This is a genomic window from Halothece sp. PCC 7418 (assembly GCF_000317635.1).
Classification (GTDB): Bacteria; Cyanobacteriota; Cyanobacteriia; order Cyanobacteriales; family Rubidibacteraceae; genus Halothece.
This window is the reverse complement of the sequence record NC_019779.1, coordinates 2,733,913-2,752,858: the sequence shown is the minus strand read 5'-3', so window position 1 is coordinate 2,752,858 and position 18,946 is coordinate 2,733,913. Positions and strand designations below refer to the sequence as shown.

Sequence of the window (18,946 nt, the reverse complement as noted above, 5' to 3'; positions counted from 1 at the left end):
CGATTCAGACCTCTATTTTAAGCATGAGTTATTTTCCTTGTGATAATTCATAATCAAGAGATTCTAAGCAAATAGATACAATGATGGAGGAGCACGATAAAACACTGACTACAACCATGACCCAGCTACTTGAACAAGCGATCGAGCAGATAAAAACCTTACCGAATGATGTGCAAGATGCAATCGCCTCTCGTCTTTTAGCAGAGATGGAAGATGAAGCGAGTTGGCAATCAAAATTTGAATTAACTACCGATCAGCAATGGGATCAGATGGCAGAAATGGTACTTCAAGAAATTGCTTCGGGAGAGACTATACCTTTAGATGAAGTGTCTGATCTCTAAATCTTTTCTATGGAATCGAGTATAACTAAGGCATTTCGGAAGAAACTTGGCGGATTACCAACATCAGTTCAGGAACAAGCAAGAAAGACTTATGTTCTCTGGCGTTCTAATCCTTATCATAATAGTCTTCAATTCAAACGAGTTAGTCAACGACAACCCATCTATTCAATACGTATCAGCCTAAATTACCGAGCACTTGGACTTTTAAAAGAAAATCATATTTATTGGTTTTGGATTGGGACACATTCCGAATATGATGAATTTCTCAAACGGTTGTAATATGACTACGTTTAACCTCATGAAATCTGTTCTAGAATTCTTGCAAGCCCTCACCAACCCAAAATTAGCCCCGACTGCGCTACGGGTTGCGCTCATCATTGGTACCCTCCTATTTGTAATCAACCATGGTTCTGCCTTAGTACAAGGGAAAATGACTCGTAATCGTTGGTATTCTGCAATCCTGACTTATTTTGTTCCGTACTGCGTTAATATTCACGGACAGTTAGCCAGCAGCAAACGTGATTACCAGTGACCCGTCAACTCTATGTTCCTTACCCCAAAGAACAAATAACCACGAACCAAGAACGAATTTAAATAATTTTACAAAGTTTGTTTTCAAAATCTATCTTTTGGGACACAATTCCGTATAAATTGCAAAAGATAGAGAGGAGTTGCCTTAGACTCCATAAATTTTTTTTGACTGACGCGAAGAAGAAGATATCCTCGGGAGAACACATGAACATTGTAGTTGTCGGTTTAAGTCACAAAACTGCACCCGTAGCGGTGCGAGAAAAATTAAGTATTCAAGATCATGCCATTGAAGGCGCGATCGCGCACTTGTGCCAACTTCCCCACATTGAGGAGATTTCCATCCTCAGCACTTGTAATCGCTTAGAAATTTATGCCGTCATCACCGACGCAGAACAAGGGGTTCACGAAATTACACAATTCTTATCGGAACGTAGCGCTTACCCCATTTCCCAACTGCGTCGCCACCTGTTTATTCTCCTCCATCAAGATGCCCTGCGTCACCTGATGCGGGTTGCTGCGGGCTTAGACAGCTTAGTTTTAGGAGAAGGACAAATCCTATCGCAGGTGAAACACGCCCATAAATTGGCGCAAAAACATCAAGGAATTGGCAGATTGCTCGATCGGCTTTTCAAACAAGCCCTTTCTGCTGGAAAACGAGTCCGTAGCAATACCAATTTGGGAACGGGTGCGATGTCCATTAGTTCCGCAGCCGTCGAACTCGCCCAAAGTAAAGTCAATGATTTACAGGAGTATCACTGTACGATTATTGGCGCAGGTAAAATGGCGCGGTTGTTAGTGCAGCATCTGGTTGCAAAAGGCGCAACTAACATTGCGATTGTGAACCGGTCTCAGAAACGGGCTGCGGATCTTGCCAAACAGTTTACTGAGGTAGAACTACAACTGCATCCCATTGAAGAAATGATGACCGTGATTAGTGAATCTCACCTAGTCTTTACCAGTACCGCAGCCAGTGAACCGATTTTAGATCGCGCGAAACTTGAACAACATTTAGATCCAGAACGGTCTCTTTTATTATTTGATATCTCAGTTCCCCTCAATATCGCCAGTGATGTCAAAGAATTAGACCATTTACATAGCTATAACGTCGATGACTTGAAGCAAGTGGTCGCCAAAAATACCGCGAGTCGTCGCCAAATGGCGCAAGAAGCCGAAGCCTTATTAGATGAAGAAGTGGAATCCTTTGAAGTGTGGTGGCGTTCCCTCGAAACCGTTCCCACCATTAGCTGTCTGCGGGAAAAAGTCGAAACCATCCGCGAACAAGAATTAGAAAAAGCCCTCTCTCGTCTCGGAACTGAGTTTGCAGAAAAACATCAAGAAGTCATTGAAGCGCTCACTCGCGGAATTGTCAATAAAATCCTCCATGAACCGATGGTGGAACTGCGGGCGCAACAAGATATTGAAATGCGTCGTCGTACCGTTCAATCATTACAACGGTTGTTTAATCTTGACCCGGAAGAACAATATGGTTAAGTGAAATCTCCCAAAAATTAAATATGGAGTTGTCAAGCCCTACCAATTTCAGATTAAGATTTGGTAAGGGCTTTATTTGTTATTTGTTCACCCTCACCCATGATTGACTGAAAAAAACTCTGTAGGTTGGGTTGAGGCAACGAAACCCAACATCTAATTCCTTCGTGGTTCATGGTTCATTGATCAATTAGTTCGCTGAACAACGACCGAAGAACAAAGAACCAACTAGGTTGGGTTACGCTATCACGCTAGCCCAACCTACCAATTTCAGATTAAGATTTGGTAAGGGCTTTATTTGTTATTTGTTCACCCTCACCCATGATTGACTGAAAAAAACTCTGTAGGTTGGGCCCTTGGTAACGAACCCAACATCTAATTCCTTCGTAGTTCATGGTTCATTGATCAATTAGTTCGCTGAACCACGACCGAAGAACAAAGAACCAACTAGGTTGGGTTACGCTATCACTAACCCAACCTACGATCTACTACAATCTACGATCCGAAAATAAAGTTCCATCACTCGATTTTTTCCTAACGCAATATCCATGATTCCACAACAACTGATACTCTCTAACTTTCTCAGTTATCAACAAGCGACGCTAGACTTTACAGGATTGCATACCGCTTGTATTTGTGGGGCGAATGGTGCAGGAAAATCTTCCCTTCTCGAAGCCATTACTTGGGCGTTATGGGGAAAAACGCGCACTACTTCGGATGAAGATGTGATTAATTCTACTGCAAAAGAAGTACAAGTGGATTTTCGCTTTCAATGTAATGGGGACACCTATCGGGTTTTACGAGGTCGTCGTCGCGGACAAAGCGCATCTTTAGAATTACAAGTTCAACATCAAAATCAGTTTCAATCGTTAACTGCAAAAGGAGTGAAAGCAACACAAAAAAAGATTAATGAGTTGCTAAAACTCGACTACGATACGTTTATTAATTCTGCTTATTTACGTCAAGGTCGCGCGGATGAATTTATGCAGCGTTCCCCGACAGAACGCAAGAAACTGTTAGCGGAATTACTCAAACTCGATCAGTATCAAGATTTATCGGAAGAAGCCAAAGATATTTCTCGGAAATTAAAAGGACAAAGTGAACAGTTAGAACAAACGCTAGCCCCAACGGAAAAAGAGTTAGAACAAAAAACAACGATCGCGCAATCATTAGCAGAAGTTGAAGCGAAGTATCAAGCATTACAAGAAAAACAAGAAGCCGATCAAACAGAATTACAAAGACTACAAACCTTAGATTCTCAGCGCAAAACTAAACAGGAACAAATTGATTGGTATAACCAACAATATCAAACGATCGCGCAAGATTATCAAAAACTAACCCAAGAACAGCAAAAAATTCAGCAAAGTCTCTCAGAACTCAATCAACTGTTAGAACGAGAAACAGAAATTAAGCAAGCCTATCAAACCTATCTCGATTTACAAAAAGAACAAGAAAGTCTTGCTAAGAAGTTTGAAACCTATCAAGACTTAACGCAGCGATCGCAGCAAATTAAAGAACAGCAGCAAAAGCAAATCAATGATTTCAAACTCCAAAAACAGCGCATCGAAACCGAACTGGAAAACTTAACTGCACAAGAAGAATCGGCACAAAAAACACTCCAAAAAGCCGATGAAATTAAGGAAGAAGTTGCGAAACTGAATGCAGCCCGAGAACGCTTAAAAGAACTGGATCAACTGCAACAAGAAGTGTCACCCTTGATGCAGCGTCGCCAAACGTTGCAATTGGAAGTTGATCGGGAAGGAGAACGCAAAAAAGCCCGTCTAGAACAAATCGAAAGTAACTTAAAAGAATTACAAGCCGAGTTAGCGCAATTTCCAGAACGAGAAAAAGAATATAATTCAATTATTGACCGATTAAAAGAACTGGAGAAAAAAGAAACCTATTCGCAACGACTACAAGAAAAGCGACAAAAGCAACAAGAATTACAAGCGAGACTCCAACAAACGGAAAAAACTTATGAGAAACAATTAGAAGACTTAGTTAAAAAATTAGAGTTATTACAAAATCCAGAAGCGAATTGTCCGTTATGTGAACGCCCTCTGGATGACGAACATAAACAACGAGTGACTCATAAAACCCAACAAGAATATCAATCCATTGAAGCCGAAAAAGCAACAGTTTGGGAAGATTTAGCAAAGTCAAAACGTGAATTAGATCATTACAGTCAAGAATATGAAACCTTGACTCAAGAATTAGCGGAACATGATGAATTAGTCGCCCGTCGGGGACAGTTAGAGTCTTACTTTGATGAGGATGTTTGTAATATCCATGAGAAAATTTCTAATTTAAATCGCGAGAAACGAGACATTCAAGAGATATTAGATCAGGAAACGTATGCTCAAGAAAAGCAAGCAGAATTGCAAAATATTGAACAGCGATTAGCAGAGATAAATTATGATGAGAAAACCCACGCGATCGCGCGAGAAAAAGTGGATAGTTTACGCTACGCAGACCGCAAAGCAGAACAACTCGCAGATGCAAAAAAAGAAGTTGAAAAAATTAATCAGCGTAAGCCCGAGTTAGAACAATCGCGGACTAAAATTCAAGAACAAATTACAGAAATGGAAACAAGTTTTAGTGAACAATTACAAACAATTGATCAAGAAATTGAAGACTTAGGCTATGCGCGATCGCGCCACAATGAAGTTATTACTCAAGTCCAAGAGGCGCAAAAAAGTCAACTCAACTATCAGAAACTCGAACAAGCGAAAGCAGAGTTTCCCCAAAAGCAAGCCGAATTAACCGAAATTAATCAACGCCTTCAAAGTCGGGAAAAAGAAAAAGCAGACTGTCAGCAACAACTCGACGCGCTGAATGAAGAGATTAAAAAAGTGACTGATGTTCGCACCGAAATTAAACAGCTAGAACAGAAAACGCAGCAACAACGTCAACAACTAGACAGTTACTTATCAGAGAAAGGAAAACTCGAACAACGACTGAACTATCTCGAAGAATTAAAAACAAAATACCAAGACTCGAAAGAAAAACTGAAAACTTTAAAACGAAAAGAAACCGTTTATAAAGAACTCTCCCAAGCCTTCGGGAAAAATGGCATTCAAGCCCTCATGATCGAAAATATCTTACCGCAACTCGAAGCAACAACTAATCAAATCTTAAGCCGTTTAACAGGGAATCAATTGCACGTTCAATTCCTCACTCAAAAAGCAAGTAAAGGACGATCCAAAAAGCAAACCAAGCTCATTGATACCCTTGATATTATTATTGCAGATGCCCAAGGAACAAGGGCTTATGAAACCTATTCGGGTGGGGAAGGGTTTCGGATTAATTTTGCGATTCGTCTCGCCCTAGCCAAACTGTTAGCACAACGAGCAGGAACCGCTTTACAATTACTCATTGTGGATGAAGGCTTTGGAACGCAGGATAGTCACGGTTGTGAACGCTTAATTGCAGCCATCAACGCGATCGCGCCCGATTTTTGTTGTATTCTGGCTGTTACCCATATGCGGGAATTCAAAGAAGCCTTCCAGCATCGCATTGAAGTCACGAAAACGGATCAAGGCTCACAAATTACCGTTTCTTCATAAATATACAAATACAGTCAGTGTTACCAGCCATGATGAGAGCAATTAAACAGTGGATCAAGCGTTTAGTTCCTCCGATTCTACAGGAAAACAGTCAGAGAGCCATCCGTTTGAAACGGATGGACGGGGCTTTCTAGGTGCGGAGGAAACCTCCGCACACAGCCCCTCATGAATGGCCCTTAAAGGCTTCAGCCTTTTGTGTCATTTTATGTTATGATTCTAAAAATAGCCCTAAACTTAATGGTGAAAAACCCAAACGGGCTAATTGAACAGGTAAGGACACAGCTAAGGTTAACCAAGCGTCAAGGTCTGTCTCCCATTCTTGAGTGTGGGAAAGGAAGTGACGAAATGTGATTTTAATCCATTGAGTCACAACAAGAGTGAATCCATTGAATTTTAATCAATGGAGAACTCAAGACGAAAGAAAAAATATACCTTAGACGACTTACTGACAGGGGTAACCGCTCGTTAAAAGCTAGACATTAATTGACATAGTTCGATTTTTGTTGACCTAGAAAGGTACGAGCGTGCAGACTCAGGTATAAGTCCTAAAATACAAGGCTACCTACCTTCTTTTCGTGATCACACCTTTCGATGAACGCCAGCCGTTAGCTACTGTGGTCTGTAATTAAACTAAGTACCGATGCTTTATAAGGTCGTGTTACAGATGTAAAAAGCGATTAGAAGTTTGTCGAGGCACACTTTACTGAGAAATCAGATTGGCGAAAGCAAGCCGTTTAGGAAAGGGAAATGGCTAAGACCCATTTCCCTTTCCACTAAAAAGTAAAGCTAAGTCAAAAAATGTACAATAATTTACCTACTACGAGTTAACCCCAGAAGATTTTGAAGGAGAAATGGATTGGGGTGATCCCATTGGTAAAGAAATTTGGTAACTGGTAGCTGAATCACCTTTTTACACTCTCCTTTCGAGCAATTGATCACAAATATTGACCCCTGTGGTGAATCCTCTATGTCTGGAGTGGTTCAATACTTCTCCAACTGAACTCAATTTTAACTATCCTCAGGTTCAATCCCCAATGAGCGCAACTGAGCCTTAAGACGTTCAGCGCGATCGCGCTCTCTTTGAGCTAACTCAGTTCCCCACAATAATAACGCTTCCTGTTCATTCCACCAACGCAACCAGTAACCGCTACGATTACGGTGTGTTCCTTCCCATACGCCCAAATATAAGTTTAATCCAGCAATCCAATACCGCCCTTTATCATCAGGTTGTTGTAAGTCATAAACCTGAGACGAGTTTAACTGATAAACTTCTAATTTCCCTGTGGCAATCTCAAAAATAACATAGTGAGGAACTTGTAAAACTTGTTCATAGAAAAACCATTTTCCAGGGGGATAAGTGGGTTTAATGGAGTATTCGGTTCCCTCGGTTTCGGAGAGAAATTCCATGACAATGGTTGGAATCTCGCCCTCTAATTTTGGGGTGTAGCTTCTTTCAATTGCTTCCCGAGAGACCCATGTTTGCGCCACATAAGCCCAATCGGGAGCTTTGACGACAATTTTGCCATCCACAACCGCGCAGATGCCGTAATTGGTGCAAGTAAAGGCGGTTTCCCCCAAATAGCTAGCCAGATCTAAACTGTCGCTAAGGGCTTCAGCGAGGAGGGGTTGAGCGATATTATCCACGGGATCATCAGGGAGAGTGTAGTCTGGGGGAAGTTTTTCCCATTTTACTTTTATTGGCGCGATCGGGCGACGCATAGGCGTTAATTTCGGGTAATTTCATCCTACTTTCATTCTATTGTTCTTTTTGATTCTGACGGGAAGACTAACCACAAACAGCAAGCGGTTGATAATTGATACCGATTTGTTTAGAAACTTCTTGGGCTGCTAATTCTTCACAGTGCGCGATCGTTTTTGGCGATAACTGGGATAAGATTTCGCTACGGTTGAAGCCACCCATAAATGCAGCGTAACAGGTGATTGCTTCTGGATAGTTTCCAATTAAACCATAGTCTAGATCAGTAGGAATATTCGGGATAAAATGATGCCAACGGAACTCATCAAGTGTTAACCAAGCAGTCATTGCAATTGGTACAATCACCCGATGAATATCATTTTCCATCAGTGAACAGAGGAGAGGGCGTTGATCTTCAACGGAAAGAGAGGTTTGAGGCTGGGTATTCTGAAGGGTTTGTAGCGTTACAACCGCCCCCAACGCAAGTAAGCGGAAATAAGCATAGACAAAATCAGGTTGAGCAGGATACTGACACCATCCTTTCTTTTTCATGCTAGGAAATGTGGTGGAAAGGTTATATTCTTCGAGAAACCAACCCGCGCGATCGTTGAAGATTTGCTGGCGAAAGTAGTTTCTTAAAACAACAGGAGAATACTGTGCAATGTAGCTTTGAGTTTCCATAACTCCACCCCTCAAGATACCAGCCTTACCACTCTAAACGATAACCTTCAAAATGACTACATAAATGGCGCGAAGGACAATCATTTTACGTTCTTTCAAAGCCACCATGTTCCTGAAGTCGAGCTTCTTCCTAAGCTATCATTATATGGTTCAATATCTAGATTTGGATCTCCAGGACAACCTTTCTGACAATATCCACATTTTTCACAAATTAACTTTTGACAACGGGGACAGGTCTTTTGATGACCAATATATAGGGGTTCGTTTCCACAAGGAACATTGATTCCTTTGCGATCATCTTTGAGCCAACCTCCACAATAAGCTAGTATTGTTTTATATATTCCTGTTCCTCTTTCTTTACCTCGAAGTAATCCTCTAGAGTCGAACTTAAAGTAACTAAAACTCAGTAATTCATCTCTGCAATTATTCCAAACCGTTTCTAAAATATTACAGATACTCTCAATAAATGAAATTGGATCATAAACTCCCATTGTGCTGGGAGAGTCAGTAAAAAGTATCTTCCTATAGATTGTAGGAGAAAAACTAGAATCGTGATTGAGACAGTTTTCAAGAAAGTGAGTCAAAACTGCTAGGAAGATATGAGATAGTTTAACTACTGGTACTTCTTCATGATTGGTATCAGTTTCATCTGCACCTACTAAACTTCTTAAGGTTTTAGCAAAACGAAGCTCAGAAATGGTTAACTCCTGTTTCCAAGAATCAGGAAAATTCAGGTTGGAAGATAAAGCAAGAGACAATGGAGATAATTGAAGCAGTTTTAGCTCTGATAAGGGAGGAATTTCATCTGAACTTAGATTTCTAAATCTTTCCTCTATTTGTATTCTTTCGCTATAAAATTCTTCGTCAAAGTCAAAAGCCCAAATTGGTATATATTCAGAAAGATAATTCTTTTTATATTTACTCTCTCGTTTGATGGTGATTTCTAGTTGAGAATATAACTTTCTACAGCGTTCTTGAAGTTGTTTCAACAAAAGTTCCGTTACTTCACCTAAAATTCTGATACTTTTACCATTGATATATCTTTCAGGAACTGGAAAACTAGAAAAATAGGGCGAAAAAACCCCTAGAATAATTACATCCTCATCATTCTCTCGTTTCTTAAATTTGGGAACGCAAAATTCACTAAAGCGATTATTGTTACTATAGGAGCTTCTTGCATTTTTAACATCTATACATTTTATTTGATTTGTCTTCTTGACTTCAATATCATACAATTTCCACTCTTGAGATGATCCTTCTACTTGTTGTATTGCAGTATCTTTAACTTGATAACCTCTTTTTTGATAGTGGTCAATTGCGGCTTTTTCTGCTCCACGCGCCGAAAACATGGTACTTTTAGTAAAATTAGATGCTTGTGTTATCCCATCTTCAGCCCATTCCATAGCCAAAGTTTCATCTGATGTTGTAAAGTCATAGGCTGTGTTGCAGTTTACTTTAATGGTTTCAGCATCTTTTGGCTCATAATTTTTCCAATCATCTACTATTTGTAAAAACTTTTGGTAGCGTTGTCGTATCATATCGACTTTAATAAAATCTGGTGCTATATTCCAAAGTTTACCGTGATATTCTACACAATCTTTAAGTATATCTATGGTTTTCCAAACCTGAGTATCTACAGTTTCCCCTTCTTCAAGTTTTTCTATAACCACTTCCAAGAAACTATAGGAATCAGTTTGATTAATATTCTGTTTTTGCTTACTATACAAGTAAGTTAATTCTTCAAGTGATAGGTAGTTCCAATACTTACTTTCTTGAGCCAGTACGGATAAAAAATGATGGTTAAGTTGATGTATTTGAAAGAAGTTATCTTCTCTCAAATCAATGAGTCGCTCTAGAATAGAATTAGTGAAATCTAAACTAACATCTGCAAATGAAGAATTTGAAGCAATATCTAGTAAGGAGTCATTGGTTAATCTCTCTAAATAGTGTGAACAGTAGTTCAAATAGATAGGATAACGAATAAACAGTTGATTAATAATACTTTCCGCATCTTGATAATTTTTTTGAGTGTCAATAAAATACTGTAGGATTTCTGGAATATTTTGATCAGCTTCTTCGCGGATCAAATATCGCGTCAATTTTATAAAATCTTCTATGCTTAAGTTTTTGGCAAAGTTCTTAATTCTTTCTCGATCTTCCACTAGGTTAGGACTTAAATCTCTAATGGGTTCATATTTTTTGAAGCTCAGAAAGCGAACATACAATTCTTTTATTTGAGTATCATAAGGCGGGTAAAAATCAATAACTCTTTTTAGTCTGACTTGAGAAGCATATTCTTTCTTTTTACGTTGATTATATTTTAATTGATAGTTGACAATTATCCCTTGACCTTTCTTCCTATTCTCAGCATCTTGCTCTAGAAATAATAAGTCTTCTTCTAATACGATTTCAGATTTGCAGAAATATATGTCTCCTTCCTCTGGATCAGATAAAAAACCATAATTATTATTTTTGTTAGTCTTATGGTTAAAACCACCAAACCATATAATTTTTCCTTCTCTCATTATTTTAAATTGAATTTTAATTACTAAAACTGGTTAATAAGTATATTTCTTACCAGATTTTCAGTTCTTCTTTTCACTAATGCAAAGTCATGCTCTTTGTAGAAATCTATTACATAATCAAAGTAAGTTTTTTCTTTTTCAGGGTCTTTTTTTTTAGGTATAACTTTTCCTAATTTCTCTTCAAAGGAAACATGACCTAGTGTTCTATGGCTTGCTGCATCTCTAATGTTCATAATATATAAGATATTATTATAATTTGAGTCATTTATCGCTCTTTTCTTTTTATAGGTTTCTTCATACCAAAAATCATAAGCTGCTTTTTTATTAAAAAACCTTATATCTTTATCTTTATAATAATCATCTTCATCAAGAAATTTTTTATAAATCTCAGGCTTGATTTTTGTAAAGTATTCAAGAGCAGCTTCTATTTGTAAGCAGGCGCATTGACAATATTGTTCAAAATCATTGTTAATTTTCGCTTTCAACATCACTTGACTATCTTTTTCTAGTTGCTTCCTAAATACATCATCCTTAATATCAGAGTAATCAATGTAGCATTGCTTAACTTGATCCGAATAGGATTGACTATTTTGAGTTAAACTTTTACTTAAATCTGATACGGTAACATCAGTAACAACTTGGCTGCTTAATATACCTTGTAATAAGATAATTACATCAACAGAATTACTAATATCTTTAAGTAACTCTTGGTATCTATTTTTAATATTGCTCTTGTTAATTCTGTTTAAGTTAGACATAAAACAATTTAATTATTTAATTACTACCAAATTTTAATAACTTTACATACCACTGTAAATATTTTTGGTATATTTCATTATTTCTCCCTTTAACCATTCCAATAAATTCTATTTTTCCTCGAAGTACCTCCTTAAAATTAGATTCACTTTTTCCTGGAAAGTTTGCTTTATTTCTATACCTTTCCCGATGTTCTGCTTCTGCTGCTTCTAAGCCAAATTTCTGCCAAGCATGAAGCATCGCTCGAATTTGACGGACAAAACGACGGTCAACATTCGGAAACTGGTTAGTTGTTAACCCTGTTACTTCTTGATGATTTCCCTTGGTTTGTAATCTAATTTTTTGTTCATTAACTTCAAAACCATTTTCAGCAATAATTCCCAGCAAAGGCTCTCCTAAAATAACTCTTTCTTCTCCTTCTTCTGTGATGACTCTTGCTAAAGACTCAGGAAATTGTTTTAAGGTTGTTGAAAATGTAATATCATCAGCGTATCGGGTATAAGTAGCTTTACAACTTTTTGCTAAATGCTGTAACTGGCTATCCATTTTCGCGCAAATCATATTTGTAATTATCGGAGAAGTGGGTGCGCCTTGGGGAAGTTGGTTATTATGGCAGCAAATTTGAGCCAATACTGTCGCTACATTGGCATTTAAACTATAGGGAGTTCCCATAAACATTCCCCGAACCCGACCAAAATTAACGGAGGGAAAAAAGTCTTTTAAGTCTAAATTGAGAACATAACGTTTTTTGGAATGGGCTTGGGCATTCGTAACAATATTTTTATTAGGAACAAAACCATGTGCAGAGGGTTTCGGTTTATAGACGGCTTGCAACACTTGGTTGAGTTTCCATTGAATAATTTTCAATGCTGTTCTTGGCGTTGATATCTGGCGAACACCTCCAGATCGTTTGGGGATTTCAAATGTTTTGTAACGATTAGCTTCTGAAACGATATAAATATGGTAAACCAAACGACCATAGGAAATTCCTAACAGTTTCGCAACATCACGAGGACTATTTAACTCAAAAAACTTGGTGCGTAACTCTTCAGGACTTTTTTTCAAAAGCAAAAGAGAGCTTTTTTGTTCTCTCTTAGAACGCTTTTTCTCGATTAGTTGTCCCTGTGGTAAGTTAATTACCATCTTACATTTCCTCGAAACTGCACTGATATCAGGGGGGTCAATAAGAGATAATCACTTGCGGGTATATTCTCGCTTATGCTTGCGAAAAGCCAATAAATAACAAAACCACGATTGGTTGTGTAAAGCTGACCGTAAAATACACCGTCGCAGGATCAACAACGGAAATCAATACTTATCCCGCAAGTGACTATCCTCAATCATAAACTATCACCTTCAAAATCACAATGATTAAGTTGGCGACATTTCTGAAGATAGCAGAGTCTATATAATCTGTATTGCTCACCGATGCGAATAGCCAATTTTTTTGAGGCGGAGTCCGCGCCAACTTTTCCATCTGATCCAGTCATTTCAAACAACTGAGCTTGCACTAATTCTAAAATTGTATCTTTGATAAACGAGCTTGCCTGAAGAATTTCAACGCCAATCAACTCTCCTGCTTCATTAAGTTCTGCTGTGATATTGGGACTAATTTCGCGACTATCCGCTTCAGGTTCGTCGGAAATCATTAAGTGCAGAATGTCTTCCTGAGCAAAATATGCCATTTTTGAGTTATTCATTGATCTCAAATCTCCCATTCTTGTTTAGGTTGAACCCTCTTACCTGAGCGCGATATTGTAAGTAATCAGACCAAATAATTTTCAACATCCTTCTCTCATTACTCTCCCCTATCCTGATCTTGATCCATTTTCTGGATTCTGTTTTCTGTCCTTCTTTGTAAAGAGATTGATCAAAATTGATCCTATACCATTCCACAGATGGAGCTTTCAGAAGCACGTAGGTCGGAGACCGAGCCGTAGGTATCGCGCACTTTCAGAGAAACGAACATTAACGGTTAACCCATTCTTTCATTCCTAAGTAGGGAAACCCGAATGATCAAAGCACGGAAATTTGGGATTTGCGATGATCGCGCGATCGCGCACAATTTGGATATGACGTTAACTGTAAAGCTAAAAGAAATCCTATGACTGTATTAGAACAAGGGAAAATCACGATTCATAGTGAAAATATTTTCCCCATTATCAAGAAATCTCTCTACACCAACCACGAAATCTTCTTACGGGAATTAATTTCTAACGCCGTTGATGCGATTAGCAAAGTAAAAATGGCATCCCTTTCTGGGGAGATGAAAGAGGATGTGGGTGAACCCGAAATTAAAATTCATCTCGATCAAGGAAAACGACAAATTTCGGTCTCTGATAATGGGATTGGGATGACCGCCGATGAAATCAAAAAATACATTAACCAAGTTGCGTTTTCCAGTGCGGAAGACTTCATTCAAAAATATCAAGATAGCGCCAACCAACTCATTGGTCATTTTGGCTTAGGGTTTTATTCCTGTTTCATGGTTGCGGAAAAGGTGGAAATTGATACGTTATCTTATAAAGAAGGAGCAGAGCCCGTTCATTGGAGTTGTGACGGTTCTCCCCAATTTACCTTAGAAGCGTCGGATCGCAAAACTCGCGGAACCACCATTACCGTTACGCTTTTAGAAGAAGAAAAAGAATACGCCGAACAACAACGGATTCGCCAGTTAGTCAAAACCTACTGCGATTTTATGCCCGTTCCCATTAAATTAGAAGGAGAAGCAATTAATCGTCAACGGGCTATTTGGAAAGAATCTCCTCGCGACTTAACCGACGAAGACTATCTCGAATTTTATCGTTATTTATATCCCTATCAAGAAGATCCCTTACTCTGGGTTCACCTGAATACCGACTATCCGTTTCTCCTCACTGGAATCCTCTATTTCCCGAAATTAAAACCCGATGTTGATGTCAGTCGGGGACACATTAAACTGTTCTGTAACCAAGTTTTTGTCAGTGACAACTGTGAGGAAATTATTCCCGAGTTCTTGTTACCCTTGCGCGGAGTGATTGACAGCCCTGATATTCCCTTAAATGTCTCGCGGAGTGCGTTAACGGCTAACCGCACGGTTCGTCGGATTGCTGATTATATTACGAAAAAAATTGGCGATCGCCTCAAATCCCTTTACGAAGATAATCCCAAAAAATATATCAATAGTTGGCAAGATTTGGGAACTTTTGTTAAGTACGGTGCGCTCCGAGATGAGAAATTCAAGAAACAAGTGGAAGACATTATTATCTTCCGCAGTAGTGCCGATTTAGGGAGTGATACTCCACAAGTGGAAGTGCAAAAAGAAGGGGGAGATGAGTGGGAAGATGCAACCCCCACTGAAAACGCCACTGACGAAAACGGGTATTATTACACCACCCTGAAAGACTATCTGGAACGGAATAAAGAAAAACATGAAAATCGAGTTTTCTACTGTACAGATCCTTCTACCCAAAGCACCTATGTGGAACTGTACAAAAATCAAGGCTTAGAAGTCTTGTTCATGGACTCGTTTATTGATAATAATTACTTCATTCCCTTCTTAGAACAGGAGTATTCTAACCTGCAATTTACCCGTGTTGATGCCGAATTAGATGACACTTTAGTCGAGAATGATCAAGGGGGAGAAATTGTTGATCCGCAGACCAATAAAACGCGGAATGAAGTGGTGAAAGAGTTATTTGAAAGTGCGATTAATAACTCCAATGTGAATATTAAAACCCAAGCGATTAAATCGGATGATCCGCAAAATGCACCCCCAGCAATGGTACTCTTACCCGAAGCCATGCGACGGATGCAGGAAATGACTGCATTAATGCAACAACAGTCGATGCAATTCCCCGATCAGCACGTTTTAGTGGTGAATACGGCTCATCCTCTCATTCAAAATCTGGTTAAACTCAATCAAGGGGGAATTATTCAAAGCAGTACAGGTGAGTCCTCTTCCAGTGAGTTCGCTAAAATGATGTGTCGTCATGTGTATGACTTGGCGTTAATGGCACAAAAAGCCTTTGATGCGGAAGGAATGCAACAGTTTATTGAGCGGTCTAACCAAGTTTTAACTCGGTTGACGAATTGAACTCTCCACGGATTAAAATCGCGTGGATTCCAAACGTTGCTTCGCATGATAGACGGGGCTTTCAGGGTGCTGAAATGAATTCAGCACACAGCCCCTCCTAAAGCCATAATGCTTCGCGCTTTTCGTTTGGAGTTCCAAAGATAAAATCTCTGGGGCAGGTTCAAAGCTGCTCTACAGACCTTGGCTAGGACTAATCCTAGCTGTATCTCTACTTTTCGGAGGATGTTTGCTGCTGCGTTTGCATCGGCATTTACAATTCTTCCTTTTGAATCTTGATAGCACCCTCTGGTCACTCTTTGTCCTGATGGTTGCCACCTTTCGGGTTTTTCACCGAAGGTCGGTAGCAAATCACGATCTAGAAAAGAGGCTTTTGAGGTATAAGATTCTTCAGTTTCTACAAACTCAATACCGTGTTCCTTTGCTAACTGCTGAATCCGATTTTTTAATTTAGCAGTGGGAATCTGGACAAAGTTCTGATTGTTTTTCTTCCCTATATTGACTCCTTGACGCTGACCTTTATTCCAACCGAAAACGATGATTCCTATATCCTTATTAAGGCAATAGTTAATCACCATTTTCGCTGCTTTATTAACAGCATCTCGGATTTGACGGTTTCGTTTTTCGGTGATTCTAGCTAACTCAAAGTCCCAATAACCTTGAGGTTTTCCCTCTTTAAGAGAAGACACTCGACGGTTATAGTTCTGATTGAGAGATTTAACTTTCCTCCCATCAATGATAAAAGACTCTCCAATGGTGGAAACGCAAGTTAACCAATTATCCAAGCCTGGATCAACCCCTAGTGCTTCGGTAGAATTAACTGTAGTTTTCACTTCAGGTCTTTCATACACCCATTCGATATAAAACTCTCGGTTTCTAGGAAGAATTCTTAACTCTTTAATGCTCTCCCATTCTAAATTAGAAGGAAAAGGAACAAAAAACTCTGATCGACCAAACCACGCTTTAATTGTTTTCCCTAAAGGAACTCTAACTTGACCACTCTTTAACTTCAGAGCTTGTTTTGGGTAGGAAGCAACCGCCATCCCTCCTTTATTTCTATAATTGGGAAGTTTAGGATGATTACTAATTTCTCCTTTGAAAAAGGCTTTTCTCAAACCCTTATAGGACTTAAAAGATTCTGCAACGCTTCTAAGAACCTGTTGAGCGCATTGAGAGTAGAGGGCTTTGAAGTTGACCTGTCCTTTTAGGACTTCTTCTGGTTCATACTTGCCAATAATTCTTTTCTCATTAAAGAAAGTTTGACGAGCCAGATAAATCCCACAATTAGTGAGATTATTAGCCGTATAGCAAATATGTTCTAATATGGGAATGACCTCAGAGCTTGGTTTAATTCGATTTTGCTGACATCCATACATAGGCTTTCTAAAATAATGCTAAGATTATTATAACATAAAAATAAACCCAAAGGGTGGAAAATGGATAAACAAAGATTAAGCCTTCGTATTGAAACATCTAGAGTTGAAAAGTTGAGATTATATGCTAGATATAAACGGAAAACAATGACTCAATTAGTGGAGGACTGGATTGATACCTTAGAAATGCCAAACTACAATGACACAGAAGGCTAAAGCCTTGTTTGTGTCATTCATGAGGGGCTGTGTGCGGAGGTTTCCTCCGCACCTTGAAAGCCCCGTCCCTCGATTTGAAATCGAGGGCTTTCTGACTTAATCTTTGTAAGAATTATTTTTAGCCTTGGAAGGACGATCGCGCGATCGTCCTTTGATTCACTGCGTTCCCCGCCAAGTTTTCCAAGCCACTCTTACACCAGCAATCACTCCTCGGGTTTGCTTTTTCACCCCCTGCGCTTGATTTTTAGCCGTTGTCACCCCGCGATCAAGCCGTTTTGCCACCTGAGACGCACTTTTAACTCCTGTATTGACTTCATTCGTCAATTCCGTCAGTTCTTCCCCTGTGAGGCGAATCGCTTCTAAAGTCGAGGGGAGTTCTTTTTCTAAGGTATCAAAAAACTTTTCTGCACTACGAGCCACTCGCGCCAGTTCCAAAAATGCAGGGAACGCTGCGACTAGGACAGCGCTCAGGCTAATCGCAACGAGAAACAGGGATAACGCCAGCCAAAATACAGGGTCACTCATGCCACTATGATTGATCATTGTTCCATTGTGCAGGATCAAAGGTTACGGTAAATGCCTAACTATCATCATGATTGGAGGGTTCGTCCATTTCTAACCCTTTGCGAGAAGATTTTAATTCTTTCCATAATTCTTTAATTTGGTGATAGGCTTCCTCGGAGGTGATTTTACCACCCGTTTCTAAGTTACAGATGTAGTTTACTCTCTGAGCAAACTCCTGTAAATTCGCGTTAAAAACAATATTTTTGGGCTGAGCTTCCCCACGATAGGGATAATGGGGGTAAAGGAATTCATCTTTACTGGGGTTGGATTCTGGCATACTGTTAACGATTCCTCAAATACTTGACGGTTTACCCCTAACGATAAAGCAAATTTCCCAAATGGAAAAACTATACGAAGGAAAAGCAAAAATCATCTATCCCACGGATGACCCACAAATTTTATTAACCCACTTTAAAGACGACGCAACCGCGTTTAACGCCCAGAAAAAAGGCACGATCGCGCAAAAAGGGGTCATCAATTGTCGCATCAGCAGTACACTGTTTCAACTCCTTGAACAACAAGGGATTGCTACCCACTATATTGATCAAGTTGCCTCAAACCAAATGCGAGTGAAAGCAGTCACTATTTTACCGTTAGAGGTAGTGGTACGCAACATTGCTGCAGGAAGTTTGTGCCGACAAACAGGGCTGGAAGAAGGAACAGTTTTGCCCTTTCCCCTAGTTGAATTTTATTACAAAAAAGATGAGTTAGGCGACCCCCTACTGACGCGCGATCGCGTTTTAATTCTCAATCTAGCCAGTCTTAACCAACTCGAACAACTGCAAAGTAAAGCACTGGCGATTAATACTTATCTGAAAACCTTTTTTAGCGATTGTCAGATTACACTGGTTGATTTCAAATTAGAATTTGGTTTAGATGCCGAGGAAAATTTACTGCTGGCTGACGAAATTAGCCCTGACACTTGTCGTCTTTGGGATCAAAGCCAAACTGATGATCCCCAAGGACGAGTCTTGGATAAAGACCGCTTTCGTAAAGATTTAGGAAATGTAGAATCCGCTTATGAGGAGGTGCAAACGCGAATATTGTCACAAATTGAATTGACAACTCGTAACGAATAAACAATAAATATAGCAGTTTTCACGCTTCTTGAGGTACATTCTAAATTTTGGTTCTTCG

General features: G+C 39.3%; 15 protein-coding genes. 6 read left to right on the top strand and 9 right to left on the bottom strand.

Going from position 1 to position 18,946, the window contains the following annotated elements:
- Window positions 1-116: 116 nt before the first annotated feature.
- The 4 genes from PCC7418_RS12405 to sbcC all read left to right on the top strand — a co-directional run bounded on the left by PCC7418_RS12405 (window position 117) and on the right by sbcC (window position 5,926).
- Window positions 117-341, top strand: a complete 225-nt coding sequence (locus PCC7418_RS12405; protein WP_041596257.1) for a hypothetical protein — start codon at window positions 117-119, stop codon at window positions 339-341.
- A gap of 298 nt (window positions 342-639) precedes the next feature.
- Window positions 640-873, top strand: a complete 234-nt coding sequence (nrtS, locus tag PCC7418_RS12395; protein ID WP_015226534.1) for a nitrate/nitrite transporter NrtS — start codon at window positions 640-642, stop codon at window positions 871-873.
- Between the two features lie 203 nt (window positions 874-1,076).
- Window positions 1,077-2,363: a glutamyl-tRNA reductase gene (locus PCC7418_RS12390; RefSeq protein WP_015226533.1), complete on the top strand. Its 1,287-nt coding sequence runs from the start codon at window positions 1,077-1,079 to the stop codon at window positions 2,361-2,363.
- A 545-nt stretch (window positions 2,364-2,908) separates the two neighbouring features.
- A complete protein-coding gene (gene sbcC / locus PCC7418_RS12385; protein ID WP_015226532.1) occupies window positions 2,909-5,926 on the top strand; it encodes an exonuclease subunit SbcC in 3,018 nt (1,005 codons plus the stop codon).
- Window positions 5,927-6,934: 1,008 nt separating this feature from the next.
- On the opposite strand, the gene PCC7418_RS12380 is transcribed toward sbcC, so the two are convergent.
- The 6 genes from PCC7418_RS12380 to PCC7418_RS19895 all read right to left on the bottom strand — a co-directional run bounded on the left by PCC7418_RS12380 (window position 6,935) and on the right by PCC7418_RS19895 (window position 13,284).
- Window positions 6,935-7,645, bottom strand: a complete 711-nt coding sequence (locus tag PCC7418_RS12380; RefSeq protein WP_015226531.1) for a Uma2 family endonuclease — start codon at window positions 7,643-7,645, stop codon at window positions 6,935-6,937.
- A 67-nt stretch (window positions 7,646-7,712) separates the two neighbouring features.
- On the bottom strand, window positions 7,713-8,303 hold the full coding sequence (locus PCC7418_RS12375) for a hypothetical protein (protein WP_015226530.1): 591 nt from the start codon (window positions 8,301-8,303) through the stop codon (window positions 7,713-7,715).
- A gap of 95 nt (window positions 8,304-8,398) precedes the next feature.
- Window positions 8,399-10,828, bottom strand: coding sequence for a hypothetical protein (locus tag PCC7418_RS12370; protein WP_015226529.1), 2,430 nt, complete (start codon window positions 10,826-10,828; stop codon window positions 8,399-8,401).
- Between the two features lie 23 nt (window positions 10,829-10,851).
- Window positions 10,852-11,586 carry a hypothetical protein gene (locus PCC7418_RS12365; RefSeq protein WP_015226528.1) on the bottom strand — a complete coding sequence of 245 codons (735 nt, stop codon included), beginning with the start codon at window positions 11,584-11,586 and terminating at the stop codon, window positions 10,852-10,854.
- A 16-nt stretch (window positions 11,587-11,602) separates the two neighbouring features.
- Window positions 11,603-12,727 (bottom strand): reverse transcriptase domain-containing protein, encoded by a 1,125-nt coding sequence (locus PCC7418_RS12360; RefSeq protein ID WP_015226527.1) that lies wholly within the window; start codon window positions 12,725-12,727, stop codon window positions 11,603-11,605.
- A gap of 197 nt (window positions 12,728-12,924) precedes the next feature.
- Window positions 12,925-13,284, bottom strand: a complete 360-nt coding sequence (locus tag PCC7418_RS19895; protein ID WP_015226526.1) for a DUF2283 domain-containing protein — start codon at window positions 13,282-13,284, stop codon at window positions 12,925-12,927.
- A 404-nt stretch (window positions 13,285-13,688) separates the two neighbouring features.
- On the opposite strand from PCC7418_RS19895, the gene htpG reads away from it, so the two are divergent.
- Window positions 13,689-15,659 carry a molecular chaperone HtpG gene (htpG, locus tag PCC7418_RS12345; RefSeq protein ID WP_015226525.1) on the top strand — a complete coding sequence of 657 codons (1,971 nt, stop codon included), beginning with the start codon at window positions 13,689-13,691 and terminating at the stop codon, window positions 15,657-15,659.
- A gap of 80 nt (window positions 15,660-15,739) precedes the next feature.
- On the opposite strand, the gene PCC7418_RS12340 is transcribed toward htpG, so the two are convergent.
- The 3 genes from PCC7418_RS12340 to PCC7418_RS12330 all read right to left on the bottom strand — a co-directional run bounded on the left by PCC7418_RS12340 (window position 15,740) and on the right by PCC7418_RS12330 (window position 18,086).
- Window positions 15,740-17,032, bottom strand: coding sequence for an RNA-guided endonuclease TnpB family protein (locus PCC7418_RS12340; protein WP_015226524.1), 1,293 nt, complete (start codon window positions 17,030-17,032; stop codon window positions 15,740-15,742).
- Window positions 17,033-17,401: 369 nt separating this feature from the next.
- Complete coding sequence (locus PCC7418_RS12335) at window positions 17,402-17,788, bottom strand: DUF948 domain-containing protein (protein WP_015226523.1); 387 nt, start codon at window positions 17,786-17,788, stop codon at window positions 17,402-17,404.
- A 37-nt stretch (window positions 17,789-17,825) separates the two neighbouring features.
- The gene (locus PCC7418_RS12330; protein WP_015226522.1) at window positions 17,826-18,086 is read right to left on the bottom strand and encodes a hypothetical protein; all 261 of its coding nucleotides are present in this window, start codon (window positions 18,084-18,086) and stop codon (window positions 17,826-17,828) included.
- Between the two features lie 61 nt (window positions 18,087-18,147).
- Here PCC7418_RS12330 and purC point away from each other — a divergent pair, with 61 nt between their 5' ends.
- On the top strand, window positions 18,148-18,888 hold the full coding sequence (gene purC, locus PCC7418_RS12325) for a phosphoribosylaminoimidazolesuccinocarboxamide synthase (RefSeq protein WP_015226521.1): 741 nt from the start codon (window positions 18,148-18,150) through the stop codon (window positions 18,886-18,888).
- Window positions 18,889-18,946: the final 58 nt, after the last annotated feature.